This window comes from Flavobacterium hydrocarbonoxydans, from assembly GCF_009789235.1.
Classification (GTDB): Bacteria; Bacteroidota; Bacteroidia; order Flavobacteriales; family Flavobacteriaceae; genus Flavobacterium; species Flavobacterium hydrocarbonoxydans.
This window is the reverse complement of the sequence record NZ_WSTB01000002.1, coordinates 26,145-52,000: the sequence shown is the minus strand read 5'-3', so window position 1 is coordinate 52,000 and position 25,856 is coordinate 26,145. Positions and strand designations below refer to the sequence as shown.

Below are 25,856 nucleotides of genomic sequence, written 5' to 3'. Positions count from 1 at the left end.
AAATCGTAGATTCAATAGCAATTTTTAATGCCTTTTCTTTCTGAATTCAGGATTGGGGAGTACAACTATTGAGAATTTGATAATTCTCAAAAAATAATATAAAAACACGCAATGTTTAAGCACTGGAATTCGTTTTCCAGTTGTCTTTCATTTTTTCAATAACAATAAAATAGTAAGCTTATGTATGTAGTAAAAAGAGATGGTCACAAAGAGCCGGTAATGTTTGATAAGATTACAGAAAGAATCAAAAAGTTGTGTTATGGGCTTAATGAGCTTGTAGATCCTGTTAAGGTAGCCATGAGAGTTATCGAAGGATTGTATGATGGGGTTTCTACTTCTGAATTGGATAATCTTGCGGCAGAAACAGCGGCTTCTATGACAATTGCACATCCGGATTATGCGCAATTGGCAGCACGTGTGGCAATTTCGAACCTACATTCAAATACAAAAAAGTCTTTCTCAGAAACGATGAAAGATATGTATCACTACGTAAATCCAAGAAATGGTCAGGATGCACCATTACTTTCGGATGAAGTATTCAAAGTGATTCAGGAAAATGCAGCGTTTTTAGATTCGCACATTATCTATACAAGAGATTTCAATTACGATTACTTTGGTTTCAAAACCTTAGAGCGTTCGTATTTGCTTAAAATCAACGGAAAAATTGTCGAAAGACCACAACATATGTTGATGCGTGTTTCAGTTGGTATTCACTTAGATGATTTAAAATCGGTAATTGAAACTTACGATTTAATGTCTAAAAAGTTCTTCACGCACGCAACGCCAACGTTGTTTAATGCCGGAACTCCAAAACCACAAATGTCTTCTTGTTTCCTTTTGGCCATGCAGGATGATAGTATTGATGGTATTTATGATACGTTGAAACAAACGGCGAAAATCTCGCAATCAGCGGGAGGAATTGGTCTTTCTATTCATAACGTTCGTGCAACAGGATCTTATATCCGTGGTACAAACGGAACTTCAAACGGAATTGTGCCAATGTTGAGAGTTTTCAACGATACAGCTCGTTACGTAGATCAGGGTGGTGGAAAACGTAAAGGTAGTTTTGCGATTTATATCGAAACCTGGCATGCGGATATTTTCGAATTCTTAGATTTAAAGAAAAATACAGGAAAAGAAGAAATGCGTGCGAGAGATTTATTCTTCGCCATGTGGACATCTGATTTATTCATGAAACGTGTACAGGAAGACGCATCATGGACATTAATGTGTCCTAACGAATGCCCTGGATTGTATGATGTTTACGGAGATGAGTTCGAAGCCATGTACCTGGATTATGAATTTAGAGGAAAAGGTAGAAAAACCATTCGTGCACGTGAATTATGGGAGAAAATCTTAGAATCACAAATCGAAACGGGAACGCCTTATATGTTGTATAAAGATGCAGCGAACCGTAAATCGAACCACAAGAATTTAGGAACAATTCGTTCGTCTAACTTGTGTACGGAGATTATGGAATATACTTCTAAAGATGAAATTGCAGTTTGTAACCTGGCTTCTATTTCGTTGCCAATGTTCATCGAAAACGGAAAATTCGATCACCAGGCACTTTATAATGTTACGAAACGTGTAACGCGTAATTTGAACAAAGTAATCGACAGAAACTATTATCCGGTAAAAGAAGCTGAAAACTCTAATATGCGTCACCGTCCGGTAGGATTAGGAGTGCAGGGTCTGGCTGATGCTTTCATTATGTTGCGTATGCCGTTTACAAGTGATGAAGCTAAAACTTTAAATCAGGAAATTTTCGAAACGTTATACTTCGCAGCCGTTACCGCTTCTATGGAAATGGCAAAAGAAGAAGGACCGTATTCTACATTTGAAGGTTCTCCAATGTCTAAAGGAGAATTCCAATACAATATGTGGGGAATGAAAGATGAAGAATTATCTGGACGTTGGGACTGGGCTTCATTAAGAAAAGAAGTAATGGAACACGGAGTTCGTAACTCATTATTGGTGGCGCCAATGCCAACAGCTTCAACTTCTCAAATTTTAGGAAACAACGAAGCTTTCGAGCCTTATACTTCAAACATCTATACGCGTCGTGTATTGTCTGGAGAGTTCATTGTGGTAAACAAACATTTACTGGAAGACTTAGTAAAACTAGGTTTGTGGAATGAGACTTTGAAACAGGAAATCATGCGTCACAACGGATCAGTTCAGAATATTGATGTGATTCCGCAAGACCTGAAAGATTTGTACAAAACAGTTTGGGAAATGTCTATGAAAGACATCATCGATATGTCACGCCAAAGAGGTTATTTTATTGACCAGTCGCAATCATTGAACTTGTTTATGCAGGATGCCAACTATTCTAAACTAACGTCAATGCACTTCTATGCTTGGCAATCAGGTTTAAAAACAGGAATGTATTACCTAAGAACTAAATCAGCGGTTGATGCCATTAAATTTACCTTGAACAACGATAAAAAAGACGAAGATACACCAGCAGCTTTAGTTGCCGAAACAGAAGAAATCAATATTGAGGAATATAAAGCTATGTTGCTAAAAGCACAAGCTGCAGGTCCTGAGGATTGTGAGATGTGTGGATCTTAATTATTTTAGATTTTAGATCTGAGATTTTAGATTTTTAGAATATATATAAAAGCAGTTATTGTCATGATAGCTGCTTTTTGTTTAAGGGTATTTAGCAATATTGATGACGAATCTTCGTTTTAATTATTATACACGATTATCTCAAACAATAAAAACAGAAGATTTTTGAGATTAATATATCTCCTTGGTTTTTTTAGAAAATAAACCTTTTGAAGAATTTATATTCTTAATTGTATAAAAAACAAGTGCATTATGGATAAAAGTAATCTTTGGTCATTAAGATTAGGGTTTTCAGGAAAGGAAGCTACTAAAATCGAGAAATTAGGATTAGAAAAATTTCTAATGTATTCTTTTGAATCAAAATTTGATACACAACCCCCTGATTTTTTAAAGGATTCTCCTAAAACAATAGTTGAACTTATTGCTTTAAAAAAATCTATTAAAGAACTTGATCCTGCGGCTCAAAAAAGTATTGTTCAGAAGAAGGTTATTTCAGTAGTTGATATGAAAAAATGGTGGATTGGTAAAATGCAAAATGACGAATTTCCATTGCTGGAAAATATGGTTTGTTTTTGGCACAATCATTTTGTTGTGAGTTCGCATAAAGTAAGTTTTAATTATTGGATTTACAGGCACAATATGATTTTACGTGAAAATGCTTTTGGAAACTTTAAGGAGTTGACTAAACAAATGGTCAAATCAAATGCAATGGTAAAATATCTGGATAATGTTAATAATAAAAAAGTCAAAATAAATGAAAATTTAAGCCGGGAACTACTTGAGTTATTTACACTTGGTATTGGAAATTATACGGAAAGTGATATCAAAAACGGCGCTAAAGCTTTAGCAGGATTGAGTACTGGTGATGAAGGAGCAAAATATATACCTTCTTTAGAAGATAATACGGATAAAATTTATTTTGGTAAAAAAGGAAATTGGAAAGCCGATGATTTAGTTGATATTATTTTTGAACAAAAAAGCATGCCATATTTAATTACAAGAAAAATTTTAAAATGGTTTGTTTATGACAACCCTCCGGAAGAGTTAGTGGTTTATTATGGAGATTATTTTAGAAAAGAGAAATTTGAAATAAAGCCGTTGCTGATTAAAATTTTTAAAGAGGAGTATGCAAAGGAGATTTCAGGAACTAAAATTAAAAATCCGCTGGTTTATATCTTGCAATTGTTTAATGAATTGAAAGTAGAAGATGCTGATCGTTCAATGGCCTTGTATTTTTTGAAACAGCAAGGAATGGATCTTTATGAGCAGAATAATGTAAAAGGATGGGATGGAGGAACTGCATGGTTAACTTCACAAATTTATTTATCCCGAATTGCTTCTTCAGATTTGCTTTGCAATGGACAGTCTATTATGAAAAAAGTACCTGCTGTAATGAAAGGTGAAAATAAAAAACCAAGAGCAGTATTTGAAAAAATAGATGTTAAAATAGATTTTAATACGGAAGGAAATAACAAAACAATTATTGCGGAATTATCTAAAAGATTACTGTTTACTTTTAACGAATTCATGCAAAAAGACATGGAAAATCTACTGAAATACGATTTCAATCCTAAAGAGACCCATGCCAATTTTGCCGTAATTAGATTGTTTAATTATATCACCAAATTGCCAGAATATCAATTGATTTAAATTCCATCACTATGAACAGGAGAAATTTTCTAACGCTTACAGGTACATTAACTGGCGGAATGCTGGTGCTTCCTAGTTTTTTGCACGCATTTGGTTCGCAGAATAATCTGATTGTTGGAGAGCAGTGTTTAGTGTTTATTCAGCTAAATGGAGGAAATGATGGGTTGAATACTTACATTCCTTATGAAAATCCACTCTATTATGATTTAAGACCAAAAATAGCGTTAAATAAAGATGCTGTGATTGGTAAAAACAATAAGATGGGATTTCATCCGGCTCTAAAAGATTTTGCTCAAATACAGCAGAATGGAGATTTGACGGTGATTCAAAATGTAGGTTACCCAGAGCCTGTTCGTTCGCATTTTCGAAGTCAGGAAATTTGGCAAACTGCAACTGATTCTGATAAATATATAAATGAAGGTTGGTTAGGGCGCTATTTAGATTTTCAGTATCACGATCATAAAACAACTGCTGGAATTAATATAGATACTATTGATAATTTAGCATTAAAAGGTCTGGAACCTAATTCTATAACCGTAAAAGATCCGAATCTTTTTAAAGTAAAACCTGCTAAAGAAGAAAATGTAAAGTTGTCAGATAATCCGCAATTGGATTTTGTACGTAAGATAGCCAACTCGGTTATTGAAGGTTCAGATGATATTCAAAAAGCATTAAAACAATCTAAAACAGAAATTAGTTACCCAAAAACAGGGCTTTCAAAAAATCTTGAGTGGATAGCCCGATTAGTAAAAGGTAATTTAAACTCGAAAGTATATTATACCTCTTTAAACGGATTCGATACGCACGATAATCAATTGTCTGTCCACGAACGGAAATTAACAGATTTAAATGATGCTATTTCTAGTTTTTATAAAGATTTAAAAGAAGCGAACTTACTTCAAAATGTAACTATTGTTGTCTTTTCTGAATTTGGCCGCCGTGTAAAAGACAATGGTAATGGTACTGATCATGGTACTGCAGCACCGATGTTTATAATAGGAGGAAATAATAAAGGAACAATTTTAGGTAATAACCCGAATTTATCAGATTTGGATAACGGAGATTTAAAACACCAAATAGATTTTAGAAGTGTCTATGCGTCGCTTTTGAAACAAAAAATGAGTTTCGATTATTCTAAAATAGGAATTAAAAATAAGCCTGTTGCGGGGTTGTTTTGATGTTTGTAATTTCTAATTGAAGTTGAAATCGCTTGAAACGCAATTAAATAAATCTCATTTTAAGCCCTATTTTTTAAAATATCTTACAAAACTAAGGTATTTTGTTAAGAAATCCTTTTTTGTTTCATAAAATGCAACATTTTTTTTGGTGCAGTAAAAATAATTTATACATTCGCAGAGAATTTATTGAAAAACACAAACAATGGCATCTAACCGTTTTTATTTTAGCAACTCTTTTTATTTCTTCTTTAGTAGAAGTGAGGATTGTGCTATGGTTATTTGAAAAATATAAAAGACAAATAAAACTAATATACAATCCTGATGCAAATCAGGATTTTTTTTTGAATATATGACAACTAAAATTGCAATACAAGGTATAAAGGGTTCTTTTCATCATCAGGTAGTGAAAGAGTATTTCTCTGAAAATGTGGAAATTGATGAGTGTTTGTCTTTTGATGAATTGATTGACAGCCTGCTTTCGGGAAAATCAGATCAGGCGGTTATGGCGATAGAAAATTCGATTGCAGGACCAATTATTCCGAATTATGCTTTGATCGACAAGAATAATCTGCACATTATTGGAGAGCATTATTTAAGTATTCATCAAAATATGATGGCGCTGAAAGGTCAGAAATTAGAGGATATCAAAGAGGTTCATTCACATCCAATGGCCTTATTGCAATGTATGGATTTCTTAAAAAAATATCCAAACATCAAATTGGTTGAGGATAAAGATACGGCTGAAACTGCCAGAAGAATTCAGGAAAAACAATTAACCGGTATTGCAGCAATTGCAAGTAAAACGGCTTCTGAAATGTATGATCTGGAAATTCTGGCACCGGAAATTCAAACCATCAAAAACAATATGACCCGTTTTGTGATTATCAAAAAGCAAAATTCATTTTTGCCAGAAAACGAAATCAACAGAGCTTCTATCAAATTTGAGCTGGATCATAAAAGAGGAAGTTTAGCCGCGGTTTTGAATGTAATGAGCGACTGCAAATTAAACTTAACAAAAATCCAGTCGTTGCCAAAAATTGAAACACCATGGAAATATTCGTTTTTTCTGGATGTTACTTTCGAAAAATATGAGGATTACGCAAAAGCAAAATCGTTATTGAATATAATGGCAGAATATTTTAAAGTTTTGGGTGAATACAAAAATACCAGACCTTAAAAGAAAAATAGCAACAAAATAAAAGACCAAATTCCAATTTGATTGGAAGTGAAAATATAAAATTGAACATGATTACAACAGCAAAACGATTAGATACAGTTGAAGAATACTACTTCTCCTCAAAATTAAGAGAAGTGAGACAACTAATGTCTGAAGGAAAACCGATTATCAATATGGGAATTGGAAGCCCTGATTTGAGTCCGTCAAAAGCAGTAATTGAAGCAGTTGCTGCTGCAATTCAGGACGAAAACGGACATGGCTATCAGAGTTATCAGGGATTGCCGGAATTGAGAAAAGGTATGGCTGATTTCTATCAGGATCAGTTTGGTGTTGTGTTGAATCCGAATAATGAGATTTTGCCTTTGATGGGTTCGAAAGAAGGAATTATGCACATTTCGTTAGCATTTTTGAATGAAGGCGATCATGTTTTGATTCCGAATCCAGGTTATCCGACTTATACTTCAGTAACTAATTTGGTTGGAGCAGTTCCGGTTTATTATGACCTGAAAGAAGCAAATGCCTGGGAGCCGGATTTTGAAGCTTTGGAAAAATTAGATTTATCGAAAGTAAAAATCATGTGGTTGGGGTATCCTCACATGCCAACTGGAGCAAGAGGAAGTTTAGCGTTATTTGAAAAATTGGTTGCTTTTGCTAAAAAACACAACATATTATTGGTCAACGATAATCCGTATAGTTTTGTTTTGAATGATAATCCTATGAGTTTATTGCAGGTTGCAGGTGCTAAAGATGTGGCTTTGGAATTGAATTCATTAAGTAAAACATTCAACATGGCGGGCTGGAGAGTAGGAATGGTTTTAGGAAATCCTGAAATTATCAATGCAGTCCTAAAAGTAAAAAGCAACATGGACAGCGGCATGTTCTACGGAATTCAGAAAGGTGCAGTTGCAGCTTTGAATTGTGATAAATCCTGGTTTGAAGACCAAAACAAAATTTATACAAAACGAAGAGCTTTGACAGAGCAACTTGCTGAAAAGTTAGGCTGTAAAGTATATAAAGAAGGAGTTGGCCTTTTTGTCTGGGCAAAATTGCCGGATGGAATCGAATCATCAGAAAAGTTTATTGATGAGATTTTATATGATAAATCTATTTTTATCACGCCGGGAACTATTTTCGGGAGCAATGGTGAGGGATATATTAGATTTTCGTTGTGTGTTAAGGAAGAAAAAGTACAAGAAGCGATTGACCGATTTTAGTATTGAAATTTCCTGCAAGGTTTCCAAAACCTTGTAGGTATGAGTTTGAAGGTCTTAATTATATAGACCTACAAGGTTTTGGAAACCTTGCAGGAGGAGTAAAGCTCTTATGAAAACGAGAAGCCCTAGCCCTGATAGTAGTGGAAATCCTTTTTTGCCGGGGTTCGGCAGAAAAGATTGCAACGGATAGCAGGATTAGCTTCTAATAAAAATTAATATGAAAGTATATGTAATAGGAATAGGGTTAATAGGAGGTTCGATGGTGCTGGACATCAAATCGCAACATCCGAACGCAACTATTTTTGGGATTGATAACAACGAAAAACACTTGCAGGAAGCGATTGATTTGGGGGTTATTGATCAGGCTGGAAAGTTTGAAGATTTGGGTGATGCCGATTTTGTAATTGTTTCGGTTCCCGTGGATGTGGCACTTTTGGTTTTGCCTAAAGTTTTGGACTTGGTTGGAGATAAAACGATTGTTTTTGAAGTAGGTTCGACTAAAAAACCTATTTGTGATGCAGTAGCTAATCATCCGAAAAGAAGAAATTTTATAGCGACGCATCCGATTGCAGGAACAGAATTTTCGGGACCTTCGGCAGCGATAAAAGGATTGTTTCAGGGGAAAACGAATATTATTTGCGAGGTGGAAAAAACCACTTTTAAACTGCAGGAAAAAGCATTGAAGCTTTTTAGCGAAATCGGCATGAGGATTCGGTATATGGATCCGACTTCGCATGATAAACACATTGCTTATGTTTCGCATTTGTCGCACATTAGTTCGTTTATGCTTGGAAAAACGGTGATGAATAAAGAAAAGGATGAACAGGATATTTTTGATATGGCGGGTAGTGGTTTTGAAAGTACGGTACGTCTAGCGAAAAGTTCGCCAGCCATGTGGACACCGATTTTTAAACAAAACAAAGAGCACGTTATCGAGACTTTAGAAGAATATATTTCGAATCTGAGTCGGTTTAGGGATTTATTAAAGGATGAAAATTACAATGCCATTTTTGAAGAAATGGAAAGCACAAATAAAATTAGAGAAATATTAAACGGATTAACTATTAAAAAATAAACTAAAAAAAAAGATGGAAAATAAGAAAGAAATGAGAAAGTGGTTAGAAGAGTTCAATTTGGATCACCCACTTGTGATAGCTGGACCTTGTAGTGCAGAAACGGAAGAACAAGTATTGAAAATTGCGCATGAGCTTAAAAATTCGGATGTAAGTGTTTTTAGAGCTGGTATCTGGAAACCAAGAACGCGTCCGGGAGGATTTGAAGGTGTTGGGGAAATTGGTTTGAAATGGTTGCAAAAAGCAAAAGCTGAAACTGGTTTATTGATGGGAACAGAAGTTGCGACTGCTGCTCACTGTAAATTGGCTTTGGAACATGATATCGACGTTTTATGGGTTGGAGCCCGTACAACAGCAAACCCATTTGCAGTTCAGGAAATTGCAGATACTTTGAAAGGAACTGACAAAATCGTTTTGGTTAAAAACCCTGTAAACCCGGATTTAGCTTTATGGTTAGGTGGTGTTGAGCGTTTACACATGGCTGGAATCGAGAAATTAGGAGTTATTCACAGAGGATTTTCGACTTACGAAAAAACAAAATACAGAAACATTCCAGAATGGCAGATTGCTATCGAATTGCAAAATAAATTCCCTGATTTACCATTAATCATCGATCCATCTCACATTACCGGAGATCGTAAAATGATTTTGGAAGTAACGCAAGAAGCTCTTGATTTGAACTACGATGGTATGATTATCGAAACGCATATTGATCCGGACAACGCCTGGTCTGATGCTGCTCAACAAGTTACTCCGGATGCTTTGAAACAAATTTTCAAAGATTTGAAAGTAAGAAATGTTGATAATACTACAGATGAGTACGGACAAAAAATGTCGAAATTAAGAGCTAATATCGATGTTTTGGATGCTAACTTATTAGAATTATTAGGAAAACGTATGAAAGTTGCGGACGAAATTGGTCAGGTGAAAAAAGACGCTAACGTTGCTATTCTTCAAAATAACCGTTGGAACGAAATCTTAGGGAAAATGATTTTGGAAGGTGAGAAAAAAGGTCTTACTGAAGAGTTTGTTTTGAAATTATTCAAAGCGATTCACCAGGAAAGTATCGGTCACCAGGAAAAAGTATTGAATGCTTAATTTTTTAAAACCATATAAGTGATATAAGTTAATTTAAGTTTTTGCGATTTCAGAGCTTAAGTTTTCTTATATCATCGTGTAATATTTTTTAGAAAATCTCCAATGTTTCGATGAAACTTGGAGATTTTCTCATTTATAACCAATCTGAAATTTAAGTGGGTTTATATTCGCTTATATAACTTATATGGTTCAAATTATTCATTTATCTTTGCGAAGTATTAGATTTCAAATCAGAAATCTAAAATCAGAAATCTAAAATCTAAAATCGTCTATGACAGGACTCGTATATAAATCTACAGGAAGTTGGTACACTGTAAAATCGGAACAAGGAGATTTTATAGAATGCCGCATGAAAGGGAAATTTAGGATGAAAGGAATCAAAAGTACCAATCCTATTGCTGTGGGCGATATTGTAGATTATGAGCTTGAAGAAACTTCGGATGCTGTAACGGGTACGATTCATCATATTCACGAGCGAAAAAATTATATCGTTCGTAAATCGGTTAATCTGTCGCATCAGATGCATATTATTGCTTCGAATATCGATCGTGTTTTTCTTTTGATTACAATCAATAATCCTCCAACGACTTTTAATTTTATTGACCGTTTTTTGGTAACTGCAGAAGCGTATAATATTGAAACGATTTTAGTTTTTAATAAAATTGATACTTTTGATGAGACTACTCTTGATGATCAATTATACATGCAGTATGTGTATGAACAAATTGGTTACAAATGTCTTCGCGTGTCATCAACAGAAATGAAAGGTGTTGAAGAATTGAAAGAAATGATGATTGGTAAAGTAAGTATGTTCTCAGGACATTCTGGTGTTGGAAAATCGACTCTGGTAAATGCTATGGAACCTTCTTTACATCTTAAAACCAAAACTATTTCTGAAGCTAGTAAACAAGGACAGCACACCACTACTTTTGCCGAAATGTATGATTTGTCTTTTAATGCAAAAATTATTGACACACCCGGAATCAAAGGTTTCGGAATTGTGGATATGGAAAAAGAAGAAATCAGTGGTTACTTTCCTGAATTTTTCAAGTTGAAAGACGGTTGTAAATTCAATAATTGTCTGCATAAAGAAGAACCACATTGTGCTGTAAAAGCGGCTTTGGAAAAAGACGAAATTGCCTGGTCGCGTTATAATAGTTATCTGAAAATCCTGGAAGGCGATGAAGAAAATTACCGCACCGATTCGTATGATGAAGATCGTAAGATTAGCGATGAAACTAGAAATCAGAAATAAATTCCAATTTAGAAATTCCAAATCAGAAATTGCTAAAAAGTCTTATTGTAGAGATGCACTGCAGTGCATCTAAGGTTAGGAATTTAAATCTTTTTAATCCGTGTAATCTGTGGCAAAAACCACATCATTAGATAATAAATGAAAGTTGTCCTCCAAAGAGTTTCTCAGGCCTCAGTAACTGTCGATTCTAAAATTGTAGCCGATATTCAAAAAGGATTATTGGTTCTTGTCGGAATTGAGGATATCGATACCCAGGAAGATATCGACTGGTTAGTGGGTAAAATTGTCAAAATACGCATTTTTGGCGACGAAAATGACGTTATGAACTGCTCGGTTCAGGATGTTGATGGCGATATTATTGTAGTAAGTCAATTTACACTTCATGCTTCTACAAAAAAAGGAAATCGTCCTTCGTACATAAAAGCTTCAAAACCAGAATTCGCAATTCCGATGTATGAGAATTTTGTAAAATCTTTAGAAAAAGACTTTAATAAAAAAATACAAACCGGAATTTTTGGTGCCGATATGAAAGTCAGCCTGTTAAATGACGGCCCGGTAACTATTTTGATAGACAGCAAAAATAGAGAATAAAAACATTTGAACATTTGTTAAAGATTTCTAAAAATAATATATATTTGGAGAAATTACCTACTAAATGAAATCTAGTTTTTACGTCTTATTTTTATGCTTCTTTTCCCTTATTTCTTATGGTCAAAAGAGTGATTATTCCGTTTTGTCTATTGCTGATAGCCTTAAAGAAAATGCAAATGCTGTGGTGCGTTTGAATCAGGTGGATATAACAATTTCTTCTCAACGAAGTATGAACACCAAAAATCATCGCGTTGTAACCGTCCTGAATGAAAGAGGTTTTGATGCAACTGAAGCTTTTGAATTCTATGATAAATCAACTTCGGTAAAAAGTATCGAAGCCATAATTTATGATGCTTTTGGTAGAGAAATCAAAAAAATTAAACGAAAAGATTTTAAAGACCAAAGTGTTGTGGGAGGAGGTACGCTTTTTTCGGATAGCAGGTATATGTTTTTAGATTATACTGCTGTTTCTTACCCGTTTACTGTAGAATTTATCAGCGAGGTACAAACTTCGTCAACCGCATTTATTCCTAAATGGATGCCCATAAGAAGTTTTAATACAAGTATTGAACAAGCATCGCTGAATGTTACATATCTAAACGAATTAGGTTTTAAAAAGAAGGAATTTCAGTTTACTAATTTTAATGTAAAAAAAGTAACAGATTCTGAGGGTCAGCTTTCGTATGTGGCCAGTTTTATCCCTGCTCAAAAACAAGAAGATTACAGTCCTTCGTATAAAGACCTTTTTCCGAAAGTGATGATGGGCTTAGAGCGTTTTCATTTAGAAGGGGTTGACGGTACTGCTACGAACTGGGTGGATTTTGGTAAATGGTACTCAGAGAAAATTTTATCAGGAACAACTGATTTGCCGGAAGAAACCAAAACCAAAATAAAAGCACTTGTAGGAGATGAAAAAGATCCAGTAAAAAAAGCAAAAATAATATACGACTTTGTTCAGAAAAAATCGAGATATGTAAGTATTCAGGTCGGTATTGGAGGCTGGAAACCTATGCTGGCGACAGATGTAGATCGATTAGGGTACGGAGACTGTAAAGCATTGACCAATTATACCAAAGCGCTTTTACAGGCTGTAGATGTTCCGTCTTATAATACAGTTTTGTATGGGGACTCATATAAAACCAATATAGAATCTGATTTTGTTTCTATGCAGGGAAATCACATGATTTTGTCTATCCCTAACGGGAACAATTATACCTGGTTAGAATGTACAAGTCAGGATGATCCTTTTGGGTATCAGGGAACTTTTACGGACGATCGTGATGTTCTGGTTATTAAACCGGATGGAGGCGAAATTGTCCGCACTAAAATTTATGAAGACAAAACAAATACTCAAATAGACAAAGGAGCTTATTCTATTGACGAAAATGGTAACCTTTCCGGAAACATTTCTATAGTATCAGAAGGCACACAATACAGTTCAAAAGCAAGGGTTGAAACGATGCAGCCTACAGAAAAAGAAAAACACTACAAAGAATATTGGGACAATGTTAATAATTTGAAATTAGGCAAAATAGGCTTCAATAACGATAAAGAAAATGTTCGCTTTACTGAAGATATTCAAATTAGTGCTGCTAACTACGCCAATATTTCGGCCAATAAAATGATTTTTGCTGTAGATGTTTTTAATAAAAATGCTACAAATGTAAAACGCATTCGAAATAGAAAAAGCCCATTTCAAATTCAGAGAGGCTATCTGGATACAGATGAAATTGAAATTAATTTACCAGCAGGTTTTTCAATCGAATTTATTCCATCAACTTTAGAAATAAAAGGAAAGTTTGGTGAGTACAAAGCTGATTTTATCAAAAAAGAAAATAATAAATTGTTATATAAACGTTCAATGTCTTTAAATAAAGGAAAATATTCGAATAAAGAATATGACGAATTTAGATTGTTTATGGAACAGGTTTCAAAAAACGATAACGCCAAAATTATATTAACCAAGAACTAGATCACAATGAAATTTATTAAATTATTCAGCCTATTAAGTTTGTTGCTTATTTTCTCAAATGCAAAAGCACAGGAATTTAAACTTGGAAAAGTATCGGTAGCAGAATTGCAGGAGAAAGCACACCCAAAAGATACTGCAGCTGTGGCGGCCATATTATTTAAAAATGGAACATCAAAAATAGAATATGACTTAACGAATGGTTTTGTTCTTATAACGGAAGTTGAAACACGCATTAAAATCTATAAAAAAGAAGGGTATGACTGGGCTAATCAAAGTGTGGGGTATTATCTGGGAAATAATAGTAAAGAAGCGGTAAGTTTCTCGGATGCCAATACATTTAATTTAGTAAACGGTAAAGTTGAAAAGACTAAATTAAAAAGTGATGGTATTTTTGACGAAAATATTAACAAGTACAGAGGCCGAAAAAAAATCACAATGCCTAATGTTAAGGAAGGTTCTGTGATAGAATACAAATATGTGGTAAGAACCGAAAATATTGGCTGGATGAGAGATTGGAAATTTCAAACCAGTATTCCGGTAAATTATTCGGAATATATTACTTATGTTCCTGAGTATTATATTTTTAATGTAAGGCAAAAAGGTTTTTTTGCTACTGACGTTTCATCCGAAAAAAAGACGAAAACAATATCTTTTACCAATAAAGAAAGATCAGGTGATCGTGTGGTTCAAACTTCTTATACTACTAGTAATGTTGATTATATTGAAACAAAAACCACTTATAAGGCAGAGGGTTTACCTGCCATGAAAGAGGAATCGTATGTAAATAATATTGATAATTATACACTTAGTTTAGAGCATGAATTATCTATTGTAAAATACCCTAATAGCCCTGTTAAATCCTATTCTTCTGATTGGAATTCTGTTGTGAAAACGATTTATAATTATGATGATTTTGGACCTGAATTAAATAAAACAGGCTATTACGAAGATAACTTAAAGCCACTATTAGCGACAGCCACTACTCCTGAAGAAAAAATCATGGTGATTTTAAACCATGTGAAATCAAGTGTAAAATGGAATGAATTTTATGGTTACAGCTGCGAGAATGGAGTAAAAAAAGCCTATAAAGAAAAAGTAGGAAATGTAGCCGATATCAATTTAATGCTAACATCGATGCTGCGTTATGCTGGACTAAATGCAGATCCGGTTTTAGTAAGTACCCGTGATAACGGAATTTCTTTGTTTCCTAACAGAACAGCTTATAATTATGTAATTGCGTCTGTAGAAACACCAAGCGGACATGTATTGCTTGATGCTACGGATAAATTTGCAACACCCAATATTTTGCCAATAAGAGATTTGAACTGGCATGGGAGACTGATTAGAAAAGACGGTTCTTCTGAAGATATTGACCTGATGCCAAAAAAATCTTCAAATGATGTTGTTTTTTTAAGTTATGGCATCGATGCTGAAGGGAAAGTTACAGGAAAAACCAAAAGACAATGTACAGATTACAATGCTTTGATTACGAGACACAATATTGATAATGTAAAAGAAGATGCGTATTTGGAAAACCTTGAAAATCAAAATGATAAAATTGAAATTAGCGAATATAAACGAACCAACGAAAATGAAATTTTATTGCCAACAATAGAGACCTATTCCTTTTCCGGGAACAACTTATGTGAGGTAATAGGAGGAAAAATTTATGTTAGTCCAATGTTGTTTTTTGCCAATAGTGAAAATCCTTTTAAACAAGAAGTAAGGGAATATCCGGTAGATTTTGGATTTCCGTATGTAGATAAATACAATATTACGATTCAAATACCGGAAGGTTTTACCGTAGAAACTTTGCCGGAAGCAGTTATAATAAACATGGAAGAGGGAGTTGGAAGTTTTAAATTCAATATTTCAAGGACTGAAAATAATTTGCAATTGATGGTTTCTCATCAAATCAACCAGCCTATTGTAGGTGCAGAAATGTATCCAATGCTTAAAGATTATTATCAGGCAATGATTGCAAAACAAACGGAGAAAATTGTTTTAAAAAGAATCTAATTTTATGAGATCAACGTTGGTTGTAGTTGCTTTTTTATGCTTTTTTGCAAATGTTAAAGCGCAAAATTATGAGTTGGGAAAAGTAACTATAGCGGAGTTACAGGAAAAAACACATCCAAAAGATTCTGCCGCTCCTGCCGCAATATTATTTAAAAAAGCAAGAACATACTTTACTTATAACAAAAGTAGTGGGTTTGTAGCCAATCATGTTTATGAGTTTAAAATAAAAATTTATAAAAAAGATGGACTAAGCTGGGCCAATCAAAAAGTAAGGTTTTATGTAGGTTACGAAAACATGAATAGAGATGTGTTGGAGTTCTCAAATAGTATAACTTATAATCTCGAAAACGCAAGCATCGTAAAAACAAAACTGGATGGTCAGGGCACTTTTAAGAACAATATAAACAAATATTGGAGCGAGAAAACTATCACAATGCCTAATGTAAAAGTAGGGTCGGTAATAGAATTTAAATATGTTCTGAAGTCTGAAAATATTGTTCATTTTCCTGATTTTAAAATACAATATGAAATTCCTGTAAATTATTTTGAATATAAAACAGAGTTACCCGAGTTCTATATTTACAAGCCAATATTGATTGGTTTCCTGCAAATTAAAACGAACTCGGAACTTGTTAACGGGACTCAGACTTTCGAAAATCAATACAGTCAGACGACTCGTTTATCTTATAAACAAATAAACGGATTATATTCCGGCAATGATATTCCTGCTCTTTTAGAGGAACCTTATGTAGATAATCCGGATAATTATACAGCTACAATTCAGCATGAACTCGAAAGAGTCAGAATGCCGGAAATGCCCGTGAAAGATTATGCAATGACCTGGGAAGGTGTCGCTAAAACTATTTATAAAGATGAAAAGTTTGGTAAAGAACTAGACCAAAAAACATTTTTTATTGAAGATGTAAAAAGTGTAATAGGGGATATTGAATCGAAAAGCGAAAGGTTAGATCTTATTTTTAAATTCGTTCAGAATAAAATGAACTGGGACGAAAAAAACGATTATTATACAGACAAAGGTGTTGTAAAAGCCTATAAAGACCAGACAGGAAATGTTGCCGAAATTAATTTTATTTTGATAAATATGCTCAGGGTAGCAGGAATAGAAGTCAATCCTGTTTTGGTGAGTACTATTCAGAACGGAATGCCGGTTTACCCAACAAGAACAGGTTTCAATTATGTAATTGCCGCTGCTCAAATTGATGGAAAACAAATCTTACTTGATGCCACCCATAAATTTACAACGCCTAATATTCTTCCTTTAAATGTTTTAAACTGGACCGGAAGACTTGTTAAGCAGGACGGAACTTCTCAGGAAATAAACTTAGTACCAACAAACCTTTCTAAGGAAAACATTACATTACTTGCTACAATTGATAATTTAGGAAAACTAAACGGAAAAGTCAGAATTCAAAAAACAGATTATGACGCCTACCGTTTTAGGGTAGATTATGCCAATACGAATGAGGAAAATTATCTCGAAAAACTGGAAGCAAGATGGGGCAATTTGAAAATCTCCAATTATGTTGGAGAAAATAAAAAGAGTAATTACGATAAGAATATTTTGGAGAATTTTGATTTTGCATCAGCGAATTTATCAGATGTTATAGGCGATAAAATATATATAAATCCGATGTTGTTTTTTACCAATACTAAAAATCCATTTACTCAGGAAAACAGACAAATGCCAATTTGTTTTGGATATCCCACACAGGAAAAATACAATATAAATCTTGAAATTCCTGAAGGATATGTAGTAGAAACAATTCCTAAACCTATTCATATTGCAGTTGAAGATAATGGGATAATTTATAAATTTAATATTGTAAATCAGGCAAATAAAATTCAGATTAGTTGTTTAAAAGAAATTAATACCAGCGTTTTTGCGGCCGGGCAATATAGCGTCTTAAAAGAAATTTTTCAGAAAATGATTGTGAGTCAGACTGAAAAAATTGTACTGAAAAAAATATAATATTTTAGATTTAACCCTTGAAGGGTTTCAAACCCTTCAAGGGTTTTTTTGAATAAAAGATTTAACAATGCAAATTAAAGAGCCCATACTTTACGGGAGTTATTATCATATTTATAATCGAGGTAATAACGGAATTGATGTTTTTCTGGACAGCGAGAATTACTACTATTTCCTGAGGTTGTATGCTAAATATATTGAACCTATTGCTGAAACATTTGCTTGGTGTTTATTGAAAAATCATTTCCATATTTTAGTCCGAATAAAAGAAAAGGCTGAGATTGAACAGAAAAACCTAACATATTCTACAACTGAGAATCCAAAAGTCATTGACCCATCAAAGCAGTTTTCGCACTTCTTTAATGCCTACACACAAGGAATAAACAAGCGCCACAATAGAACTGGAAAATTGTTTGAGGCAACCTTCAAAAGAAAAACGGTAACTTCTGAAAAATATTTTCAAAAATTAATTTTTTACATACACAACAACCCAGTACACCACGGTTTTGTTAAACAAATGAGTTTGTATCCATGGTCATCATATGGAACAATAATTTCGAACAGACCAACAAAATTAAAAAGAGATGATGTCATTAAATTGTTTGATGATGTAGAAAACTTTATTTTTTATCATCATCAGCAACAAAGTCTAAACACTATAAGTGATTTAATTATCGAATAGTTTTATTTAACCCTTGAAGGGTTTCAAACCCTTCAAGGGTTAAATAAACCATACCCTATTATTTTATAAAAAAATAAAACTTTATTTTAGCAGGATTAAAAAATAATTAAAAATGGATTTGAAAAACGCACAACTCGATGTCGATACCTGGATAAAAGAACACGGAGTTCGCTATTTTAATGAATTGACCAATATGGCACAACTTACTGAAGAAGTAGGCGAGGTAGCCAGAATTATTGCCCGCCGTTACGGAGAACAATCAGAGAAAGAAAGTGATAAAAACAAAGATCTGGGCGAAGAACTGGCCGATGTGGTGTTTGTGGTTTTATGTTTGGCAAACCAAACCGGAATCGATTTGCAGGCCGCTTTTGATAAAAAAATGGATTTAAAATCGGTTAGGGATAAAGACCGTCATAAAAACAACGATAAATTGAAATAATTGTGATATATCAATTATAAAATTTGAATTGTGGGTTTTGAATTTTGAATTTTGGATGTGGAGTGGTAAATTGCGCAGCTGAATTATGTTTGGAATCCATCATAACGCGCAACTCACAACTTACAATCAAATAAAATGAATTTACTTCTTCAATCTAAAGACTTCAATCTTCAATCTGAAATAAAAATCACAGGCTCAAAAAGCGAAACCAATCGTTTGTTATTGCTAAAAGCCTTGTTCCCCAATATTACTTTGGCAAACACTTCCAACTCAGACGACAGCGAAGTCATGCAAAAAGCTTTGGTAGGCAATGACGAAATTGTAGATATTCACCATGCCGGAACTGCAATGCGTTTCTTAACGGCTTATTTTGCTGTAAACGAAGGCCGCGAAGTAGTGATGACAGGTTCCAGCAGAATGCAGGAGCGTCCGATAAAAATTTTGGTAGAAGCGTTGGCACAATTAGGAGTCGAGATTTCATACGAAAAAGAAGCAGGCTATCCGCCAATTAGAATAAAAGGAAAAAAAGTTACGGCGTCGAAAGTAAGTCTTGCAGCCAATGTGAGCAGCCAGTATATTTCGGCACTTTTATTAGTGGCTTCCAAACTTGAAAATGGTTTAGAACTGACTTTAGAAGGCGAGATTACGTCTATTCCGTACATCAAAATGACTTTGGCTTTGCTAAATGATTTAGATATTCAAACCAGTTTTGAAGGAAATGTAATTAAAGTTTTCCCGAAAGAAAATGTAGCTTCAAAAGAAATGGTCGTGGAGTCTGACTGGAGTTCGGCTTCATACTGGTTCAGTATCGCCGCTTTGGCAGATACAGCTTCGATCACATTAAGCAGTTACAAAGAAAATAGTTTACAGGGAGATTCAGATTTGATTTCGATTTACGAAAAAATGGGAATCAAAACTTCTTTCGACGGAAATAAAATGACGCTGAAAAAAGAACCAAATTTCAAATTCGAAGACGTTACTTTCGATCTAAACAATACACCGGACATCGCACAAACTATTGTGGTAACTTGTCTTGGCTTAGGAATTGGTTGTCATCTTACAGGTCTTCATACTTTAAAAATTAAAGAAACGGACAGACTGGAAGCACTTAAAGTTGAATTGACAAAATTAGGAGCTAATATTTCGGTGACTAATGACAGCCTGACTTTAGGACTTTCGGACAACATCAATCATAATGTAAAAATTGCAACATACAACGATCACCGTATGGCAATGGCATTTGCACCTTTGGCGTTGAAAGTTCCGATTATTATCGAAAATGCCGAAGTAGTTTCAAAATCATATCCTGATTTCTGGGAAGATTTAAAACAAGTAAACTTCGAAGTTTCAGAATTGTAATTTTTTACCATATAAGTTATATAAGTTCATTTAAATAGAATATCTAAATGTTGAACTTTAAAATGAATTGCCTCCAATTTCAACTGGAGGTTTTTTTATGGTTTGTTTTTCGGCTTTAGCCAAAACAATACTGAAGAATCCTTTAATAACCAATCTTATTAAATGAACTTATATCACTTATATGGTGAAAACCCTTTTTTTAACCAAGCCAAAACCCCACTAAATCAGCTACTTTTGAAAATAAACGTCAAAACACTTGACAACGCCTATCTCACAATCGTATATTTGCACACGATTTAAAATTTTAGATAAAAAAATCTAAAATTGATATTTTAAAATCTACACTTTAATATGAAATTATCACACTTCAGTTTCAATTTACCAAAAGAACTTTTGGCCGAATTTCCAGCAGAAAATAGAGATGAGTCTCGTTTAATGGTAATTGACCGCAAAAAACAAACTATAGAACACAAAATGTTCAAAGATGTTATCAATTATTTTGATGACGGAGACGTTTTGATTCTTAATAATACTAAAGTTTTCCCTGCGCGTTTGTACGGAAACAAAGAAAAAACAGGAGCCAGAATCGAGGTTTTCTTATTGAGAGAACTAAATGCTGAACAACGCCTTTGGGATGTTTTGGTAGATCCTGCCCGTAAAATCAGAATTGGTAACAAACTTTATTTTGGCGACGACGATTCGTTAGTGGCTGAGGTTATCGACAATACGACTTCTCGTGGAAGAACGTTACGTTTCTTATACGATGGTTCTTATGAAGAATTCAGAAACAAACTGACAGAATTGGGAGAAACTCCAATTCCTAAATACATCAACAGAGAAGTAACTGAAGAAGATGCTGAAAGATACCAAACCATCTATGCAAAAGAAGAAGGAGCTGTAGCGGCACCAACTGCTGGTTTGCACTTCTCGAAACACCTTTTGAAAAAACTGGAAATCAAAGGAATCAACTTTGCTGAAGTTACCCTTCACGTAGGTTTAGGAACTTTCAACCCAGTTGAGGTTGAAGATTTGTCTAAACACAAAATGGATTCTGAAGAATTGATTATCAAGCAGGAAGCCTGCGATATCGTAAACAATGCGAAAGTAAACAAAAAACGTATTTGTGCCGTTGGAACTACTTCGATGCGTGCTATCGAAAGTTCGGTTTCATCACAAAATACTTTAAATCCTTACGAAGGCTGGACAAATAAATTTATTTTCCCTCCTCACGATTTTAGTATTGCAAACTGTATGATTACCAATTTCCACACGCCAAAATCAACATTGTTAATGATGATTTCTGCGTTCTGTGGTCACGATTTAATGAAACGCGCTTACGACGAAGCCATCAAAGAAGAGTACAAATTCTACTCTTATGGAGATGCAATGTTAATTATCTAATTCAAACAGATACATCAAAAATATAAACCTGTCAGCAATGGCAGGTTTTTTTGTTTATAATTTGGGCGTATTACGGGCTATCCATTACAAGTTTTGCAATAAAAACCAAGTAATACAGCACTGCGGGAGCTTCCGCTGGTCGCTTCCTCGTTGCAGTATTACTAAGGTTTTCATCGCAAAAGCTTTCCATTACTATCCCTAACGCAGCTTCAAATTCCAAATTCCAAATTCCAAATTCCAAGTTCAAGTTCAAATTCCAAGTTTCAGGTTTCAAGTTCAAAATACAAGTTTCAAAGAAAAAAGAAAAATCCGTTTTAATCCGCGTTTTCGCGAAAGCGAATCCTTTCCATCCGCGTCTTATTACTCACAACCCAGAAAACTCACAACCCACAACTCACAACTTGAAACCTGAAACCTGAAACAAAACAAACTTTTTTCTTATTTTTACCATTCAAAACAAAAACAATGACGTTCCAAAATACACGCGAATTCGCACAACAGCAAGATGTCGAAGACAAATTTAATCACTATAAATACGAATTCATTTTCCCTAAAGTAAACAACAAACGTGTTATTTATTTCACAGGAAACTCACTCGGCTTACAACCAAAACGCACCAAAGCCTACGTAGATGAAATCATGGACGACTGGGGAAACCTTGCAGTTGAAGGTCATTTTTATGCCGAAAAACCCTGGTGGGATTATCAGGAAAGATTTGCAGAACCATTAAGCAAAATTGTAGGCGCTTTACCATCAGAAGTAACGGTGATGAATACCCTGACGGTGAATCTTCATTTGCTGATGGTGTCATTTTATCAGCCAAAAGGCAAACGTTATAAAATCATCTGCGAAGAAAAAGCGTTTCCATCCGACCAATATATGTTTCAGAGTCAGGTGCATTTTCACGGTTATAAACCCGAAGATGCAATCGTAGAAATCAAACGCAGAGAAGGCGAACACAACATCCGTCTCGAAGATATTTTAGCCAAAATTGAAGAAGTGGGCGATGAACTGGCTTTGGTTCTAATAGGAGGCGTAAATTATTATACCGGACAAGTTTTCGATATCAAAACCATTACAGCAGCCGGACAAAAAGCGGGCGCAAAAGTAGGTTGGGATCTGGCACACGCCGCTGGAAATATCAAACTGGAACTGCACGATTGGAATGTAGATTTTGCTGCCTGGTGCAGTTATAAATACATGAATTCAGGGCCTGGAAATGCTTCCGGCTGTTTCGTACACGAGAGACATCATAATAATCCGGATTTGCCACGATTTGCTGGCTGGTGGGGACATAATAAAGAACGTCGTTTCAAGATGGAACCTACTTTCGATCCGGTTCAGGGAGCAGGCGGATGGCAAATTAGTAATTTACCGGTACTTTCTTTAGCGCCGTATTTGGCTTCAGTTGAAATGTTTGCTGAGGTTGGAATGGATGCTTTGATCGAAAAAAGAGATAAAATCACGGCTTATTTAGAATTTATTCTGCACGAAATAGACAAAGAAGTCGATAGTACTTTCGAGATTATCACACCTTCAAGTCAGGAAGAAAGAGCTTCGCAATTATCTGTTTTTCTGCACGGCGAAGGCAGAAGTTTGTTTGATTATTTAATGAAAAATGGTGTGATTACAGACTGGCGTGAACCAAATGTAATTCGTTTAGCACCAGTTCCATTGTATTGTTCTTATGAAGACATGTATGATTTTGGGCAGATTTTGAAAAAAGGAATTCAAGGGAAGTAAATGAGTAAATGAAAGCCTGACTGTTTAATTGTGTAAACATTTTCTAAAATCATATAACTTTTATAAAAGGTCTAGTCTGTTTCTTTGTAGTGTATAATTTAAAAAAGCTACAATCATGAAAGCAATATATTTTTTAATCGTCGCTTTAAGTATCGTTTCTTGTCAAAATCAGGGAAAAATGGATGTTAAGCAAGCCAAGCAGGCCAGCATCGATTCGATGAAAGTTGAAATGGATAAACAAAGAATAATCGATTCTGTAAAAACAGAGATGGCGAACCAGGAGCAGGAAAAAGCCGCAGCGGCTCAAAAAGTCGTAGTAGTACATCAAAATGATGGAACTACAACAACTACTACTACAGCTAAAAAGAAAGGCTGGAGTTCAACTGCAAAAGGAGCGGTGATTGGAGCAGGTGTTGGAGCAGCAACTGGAGCTATTATCAGTAAGAAAAAAGGCGAAGGTGCCATTATTGGTGGTCTTGCCGGAGCCGGAGTAGGTGCTGGAACCGGAGCTATTATTGATAGTAAAAAGAAATAAGTATAAAAGATTTTATAGATAAAAGAACCCCGGCTTAAATTTAGGCCGGGTTTCTCCGTTTTAGCAATGTCATTGGGGGATTTCCATTGCTGTTAATTTTGTTTTAAGGCCTTCAAATTCACTGTTGATTTTCTTCAAATCATTTTTAAAATAGGATGTTGTAGAAAATAATTTTTCATAATAGTCAATTCCGCTAAGGAGATTATTTTTAAATGTATTCCACTTTTTAATTTGTAAAGCGGTTTTTTCTCCAGCAATGTTTTCGATTTCATTCTTCAAATAAGCAATATACATCTTCAGTTCTTTCACGAACAAATGAGGGCGATTTGTTGTACTGAGAATAGATTTCTGTCCATAAATGTGTTGTACCATTTCTTTCAGAGAAACTTCCTGATCGAAATAAGCTATATTAGGCCCGGGACAGATTACAACTCCCTGATCCTGCCCTTTTATTTTAATATTATTTTCCAAATAAGACGCATTGGCAAGACCAACGCACAAACAGGATTTTTCGGTAATTCGGTTTTTACTTTTTTCAAACTCTGAAAGCGGAATGGTGTTTTTTATAGTTTCCAATTCTGCGAGTTTGATGTCCTGAAATTTTTTCGAAGCTGAACAAATGCCTTTATAATCGTATTCTTTGCTCAATGCCAAAAAACGTTTCGGGCACGAACTGCCTGCTTTGTTTTTGCGAATTCTTTCCTGTTTTAAAAACTCATTTGTCGTTCCTTTCAAAGTATTAAAAGGTACTCCCAAAGGCGAGATCTGACTTAAATACAAATCATCTTCTTTGGCCTCAATTAATAAATTCCGGGTGGCTTTATCTACAGAAGTAGCCTCAGGAACTAGTAAAAACGGAGAACCCCAGCCCACAGAATCTATGTTGTAATTGTTTAATAAAAATTCATGTTCTTCGGCTGTACCTACACCACCTTGTACCGTGATTTTTACAGGCAAAGGTTTTGATGGATGATACAGGTTTTTTTGCTCTAATGCTTTAATCATCAATTCATGTGAAGACTGAAGGAGTTGTTCTTTCTTTTGTTTAAATTCTTCTAAAATAGGTCCCAATAATAATCCATCTGTTGCAAAAGCATGTCCACCACAATTCAATCCTGATTCTATGCGATATTCCGAAACCCAAAGACCTTTCTTTGCAAAAAAGTTTCCCTGAATCACGGCCGATCGATAATCGCTGACTTTTAAAATGATTTTCTTTTTAAGATGATGGTTTTTATCTGGAAAAAAATCCAAAAAGTTTTCGAAATAACTATAAAGCCTCGGATTCATTCCTGCCGAAAGCACGACCGCCGATTCCAGATTGCTGTTCGCAAAACCTCTCAAAGCGGCATGAGCATCATTAAATTCGATGGGTAACTGTTCTTCTTTTTCAAAATTATCCTTATCGAGCTTGGTCATGATATTCACATCAATCGCTCCCATTGAAAGTTGCGATTCGATATAGTTTTGAATATTTTCTTTGAATGAAATTCCGTCTTCCAGCAGATTTTGAAACCCTTTTTTGATGACAGAAGTATTAGGAAGCATCGCCATGTAATTTTCCAGAGAAGTTTTGCTTTCGGCTAGTTCTGTTTTAAAACTTTCAAATTTTTGCTTTACAATCCGGTCAACCAGATTAAGATAAGAAGTAATTCTCTGAGCCCGGTAATCCTGAAATTTTTGATTGATTTCTTCGTACGGAAAATTAAATTTCGAGCTATAAAAGTTGCGCATTTTTTCAATCAAATCATCATCTGCAATCGAAATTACAGACGAAATACCATATTGTCCTACCCGAATAGGGCTGTCGATAGTATAGGCGAGTCCCATAACCGGGATATGAAAAGTGTGAATTGGGTTTTTTATCATTTGTCTTTCATTTAAAAAACAAATGTTGAAAAAAATA

Annotated in this window: 19 protein-coding genes; 18 read left to right on the top strand and 1 reads right to left on the bottom strand. The window is 34.6% G+C overall.

What is annotated here, in order from left to right:
- Positions 1 to 180: 180 nt before the first annotated feature.
- The 18 genes from GON26_RS03410 (at position 181) to GON26_RS03325 (ending at position 23,950) form a co-directional block, all read left to right on the top strand.
- Positions 181 to 2,577, top strand: a complete 2,397-nt coding sequence (locus tag GON26_RS03410; RefSeq protein WP_160373329.1) for a ribonucleoside-diphosphate reductase subunit alpha — start codon at positions 181 to 183, stop codon at positions 2,575 to 2,577.
- A gap of 252 nt (positions 2,578 to 2,829) precedes the next feature.
- Positions 2,830 to 4,227, top strand: a complete 1,398-nt coding sequence (locus GON26_RS03405) for a DUF1800 family protein (protein ID WP_160373328.1) — start codon at positions 2,830 to 2,832, stop codon at positions 4,225 to 4,227.
- 11 nt (positions 4,228 to 4,238) lie between these two features.
- Positions 4,239 to 5,405: a DUF1501 domain-containing protein gene (locus tag GON26_RS03400; RefSeq protein WP_160373327.1), complete on the top strand. Its 1,167-nt coding sequence runs from the start codon at positions 4,239 to 4,241 to the stop codon at positions 5,403 to 5,405.
- Positions 5,406 to 5,754: 349 nt separating this feature from the next.
- Positions 5,755 to 6,582 carry a prephenate dehydratase gene (locus tag GON26_RS03395; protein WP_160373326.1) on the top strand — a complete coding sequence of 276 codons (828 nt, stop codon included), beginning with the start codon at positions 5,755 to 5,757 and terminating at the stop codon, positions 6,580 to 6,582.
- 68 nt (positions 6,583 to 6,650) lie between these two features.
- Entirely contained in the window at positions 6,651 to 7,796 is a 1,146-nt protein-coding gene (locus tag GON26_RS03390) for a pyridoxal phosphate-dependent aminotransferase (RefSeq protein ID WP_160373325.1), read from the top strand.
- Between the two features lie 217 nt (positions 7,797 to 8,013).
- Positions 8,014 to 8,871, top strand: coding sequence for a prephenate dehydrogenase (locus tag GON26_RS03385; protein ID WP_160373324.1), 858 nt, complete (start codon positions 8,014 to 8,016; stop codon positions 8,869 to 8,871).
- A 13-nt stretch (positions 8,872 to 8,884) separates the two neighbouring features.
- Positions 8,885 to 9,967 carry a bifunctional 3-deoxy-7-phosphoheptulonate synthase/chorismate mutase type II gene (locus GON26_RS03380; RefSeq protein WP_160373323.1) on the top strand — a complete coding sequence of 361 codons (1,083 nt, stop codon included), beginning with the start codon at positions 8,885 to 8,887 and terminating at the stop codon, positions 9,965 to 9,967.
- A 271-nt stretch (positions 9,968 to 10,238) separates the two neighbouring features.
- A complete protein-coding gene (gene rsgA, locus GON26_RS03375) occupies positions 10,239 to 11,222 on the top strand; it encodes a ribosome small subunit-dependent GTPase A (RefSeq protein WP_160373322.1) in 984 nt (327 codons plus the stop codon).
- Between the two features lie 138 nt (positions 11,223 to 11,360).
- A complete protein-coding gene (gene dtd, locus GON26_RS03370; protein ID WP_160373321.1) occupies positions 11,361 to 11,813 on the top strand; it encodes a D-aminoacyl-tRNA deacylase in 453 nt (150 codons plus the stop codon).
- 64 nt (positions 11,814 to 11,877) lie between these two features.
- Positions 11,878 to 13,785 carry a DUF3857 domain-containing protein gene (locus GON26_RS03365; RefSeq protein ID WP_160373320.1) on the top strand — a complete coding sequence of 636 codons (1,908 nt, stop codon included), beginning with the start codon at positions 11,878 to 11,880 and terminating at the stop codon, positions 13,783 to 13,785.
- Positions 13,786 to 13,791: 6 nt separating this feature from the next.
- Positions 13,792 to 15,804, top strand: coding sequence for a DUF3857 domain-containing protein (locus GON26_RS03360; protein WP_160373319.1), 2,013 nt, complete (start codon positions 13,792 to 13,794; stop codon positions 15,802 to 15,804).
- A gap of 4 nt (positions 15,805 to 15,808) precedes the next feature.
- The gene (locus GON26_RS03355; RefSeq protein WP_160373318.1) at positions 15,809 to 17,794 is read left to right on the top strand and encodes a DUF3857 domain-containing protein; all 1,986 of its coding nucleotides are present in this window, start codon (positions 15,809 to 15,811) and stop codon (positions 17,792 to 17,794) included.
- A gap of 67 nt (positions 17,795 to 17,861) precedes the next feature.
- Positions 17,862 to 18,473, top strand: coding sequence for a hypothetical protein (locus GON26_RS03350; protein ID WP_160373317.1), 612 nt, complete (start codon positions 17,862 to 17,864; stop codon positions 18,471 to 18,473).
- Positions 18,474 to 18,585: 112 nt separating this feature from the next.
- Positions 18,586 to 18,912: a nucleotide pyrophosphohydrolase gene (locus GON26_RS03345; RefSeq protein WP_012022600.1), complete on the top strand. Its 327-nt coding sequence runs from the start codon at positions 18,586 to 18,588 to the stop codon at positions 18,910 to 18,912.
- Positions 18,913 to 19,047: 135 nt separating this feature from the next.
- Positions 19,048 to 20,271 carry a 3-phosphoshikimate 1-carboxyvinyltransferase gene (gene aroA / locus GON26_RS03340; RefSeq protein ID WP_160373316.1) on the top strand — a complete coding sequence of 408 codons (1,224 nt, stop codon included), beginning with the start codon at positions 19,048 to 19,050 and terminating at the stop codon, positions 20,269 to 20,271.
- 351 nt (positions 20,272 to 20,622) lie between these two features.
- Entirely contained in the window at positions 20,623 to 21,672 is a 1,050-nt protein-coding gene (gene queA / locus GON26_RS03335; RefSeq protein ID WP_160373315.1) for a tRNA preQ1(34) S-adenosylmethionine ribosyltransferase-isomerase QueA, read from the top strand.
- A gap of 465 nt (positions 21,673 to 22,137) precedes the next feature.
- Positions 22,138 to 23,415: a kynureninase gene (kynU, locus tag GON26_RS03330; RefSeq protein WP_160373314.1), complete on the top strand. Its 1,278-nt coding sequence runs from the start codon at positions 22,138 to 22,140 to the stop codon at positions 23,413 to 23,415.
- Positions 23,416 to 23,530: 115 nt separating this feature from the next.
- Complete coding sequence (locus tag GON26_RS03325; protein ID WP_160373313.1) at positions 23,531 to 23,950, top strand: YMGG-like glycine zipper-containing protein; 420 nt, start codon at positions 23,531 to 23,533, stop codon at positions 23,948 to 23,950.
- Between the two features lie 69 nt (positions 23,951 to 24,019).
- Here GON26_RS03325 and GON26_RS03320 read toward each other — a convergent pair whose 3' ends face one another.
- Positions 24,020 to 25,819 (bottom strand): hypothetical protein, encoded by a 1,800-nt coding sequence (locus tag GON26_RS03320; RefSeq protein ID WP_160373312.1) that lies wholly within the window; start codon positions 25,817 to 25,819, stop codon positions 24,020 to 24,022.
- Positions 25,820 to 25,856 lie beyond the last annotated feature (37 nt).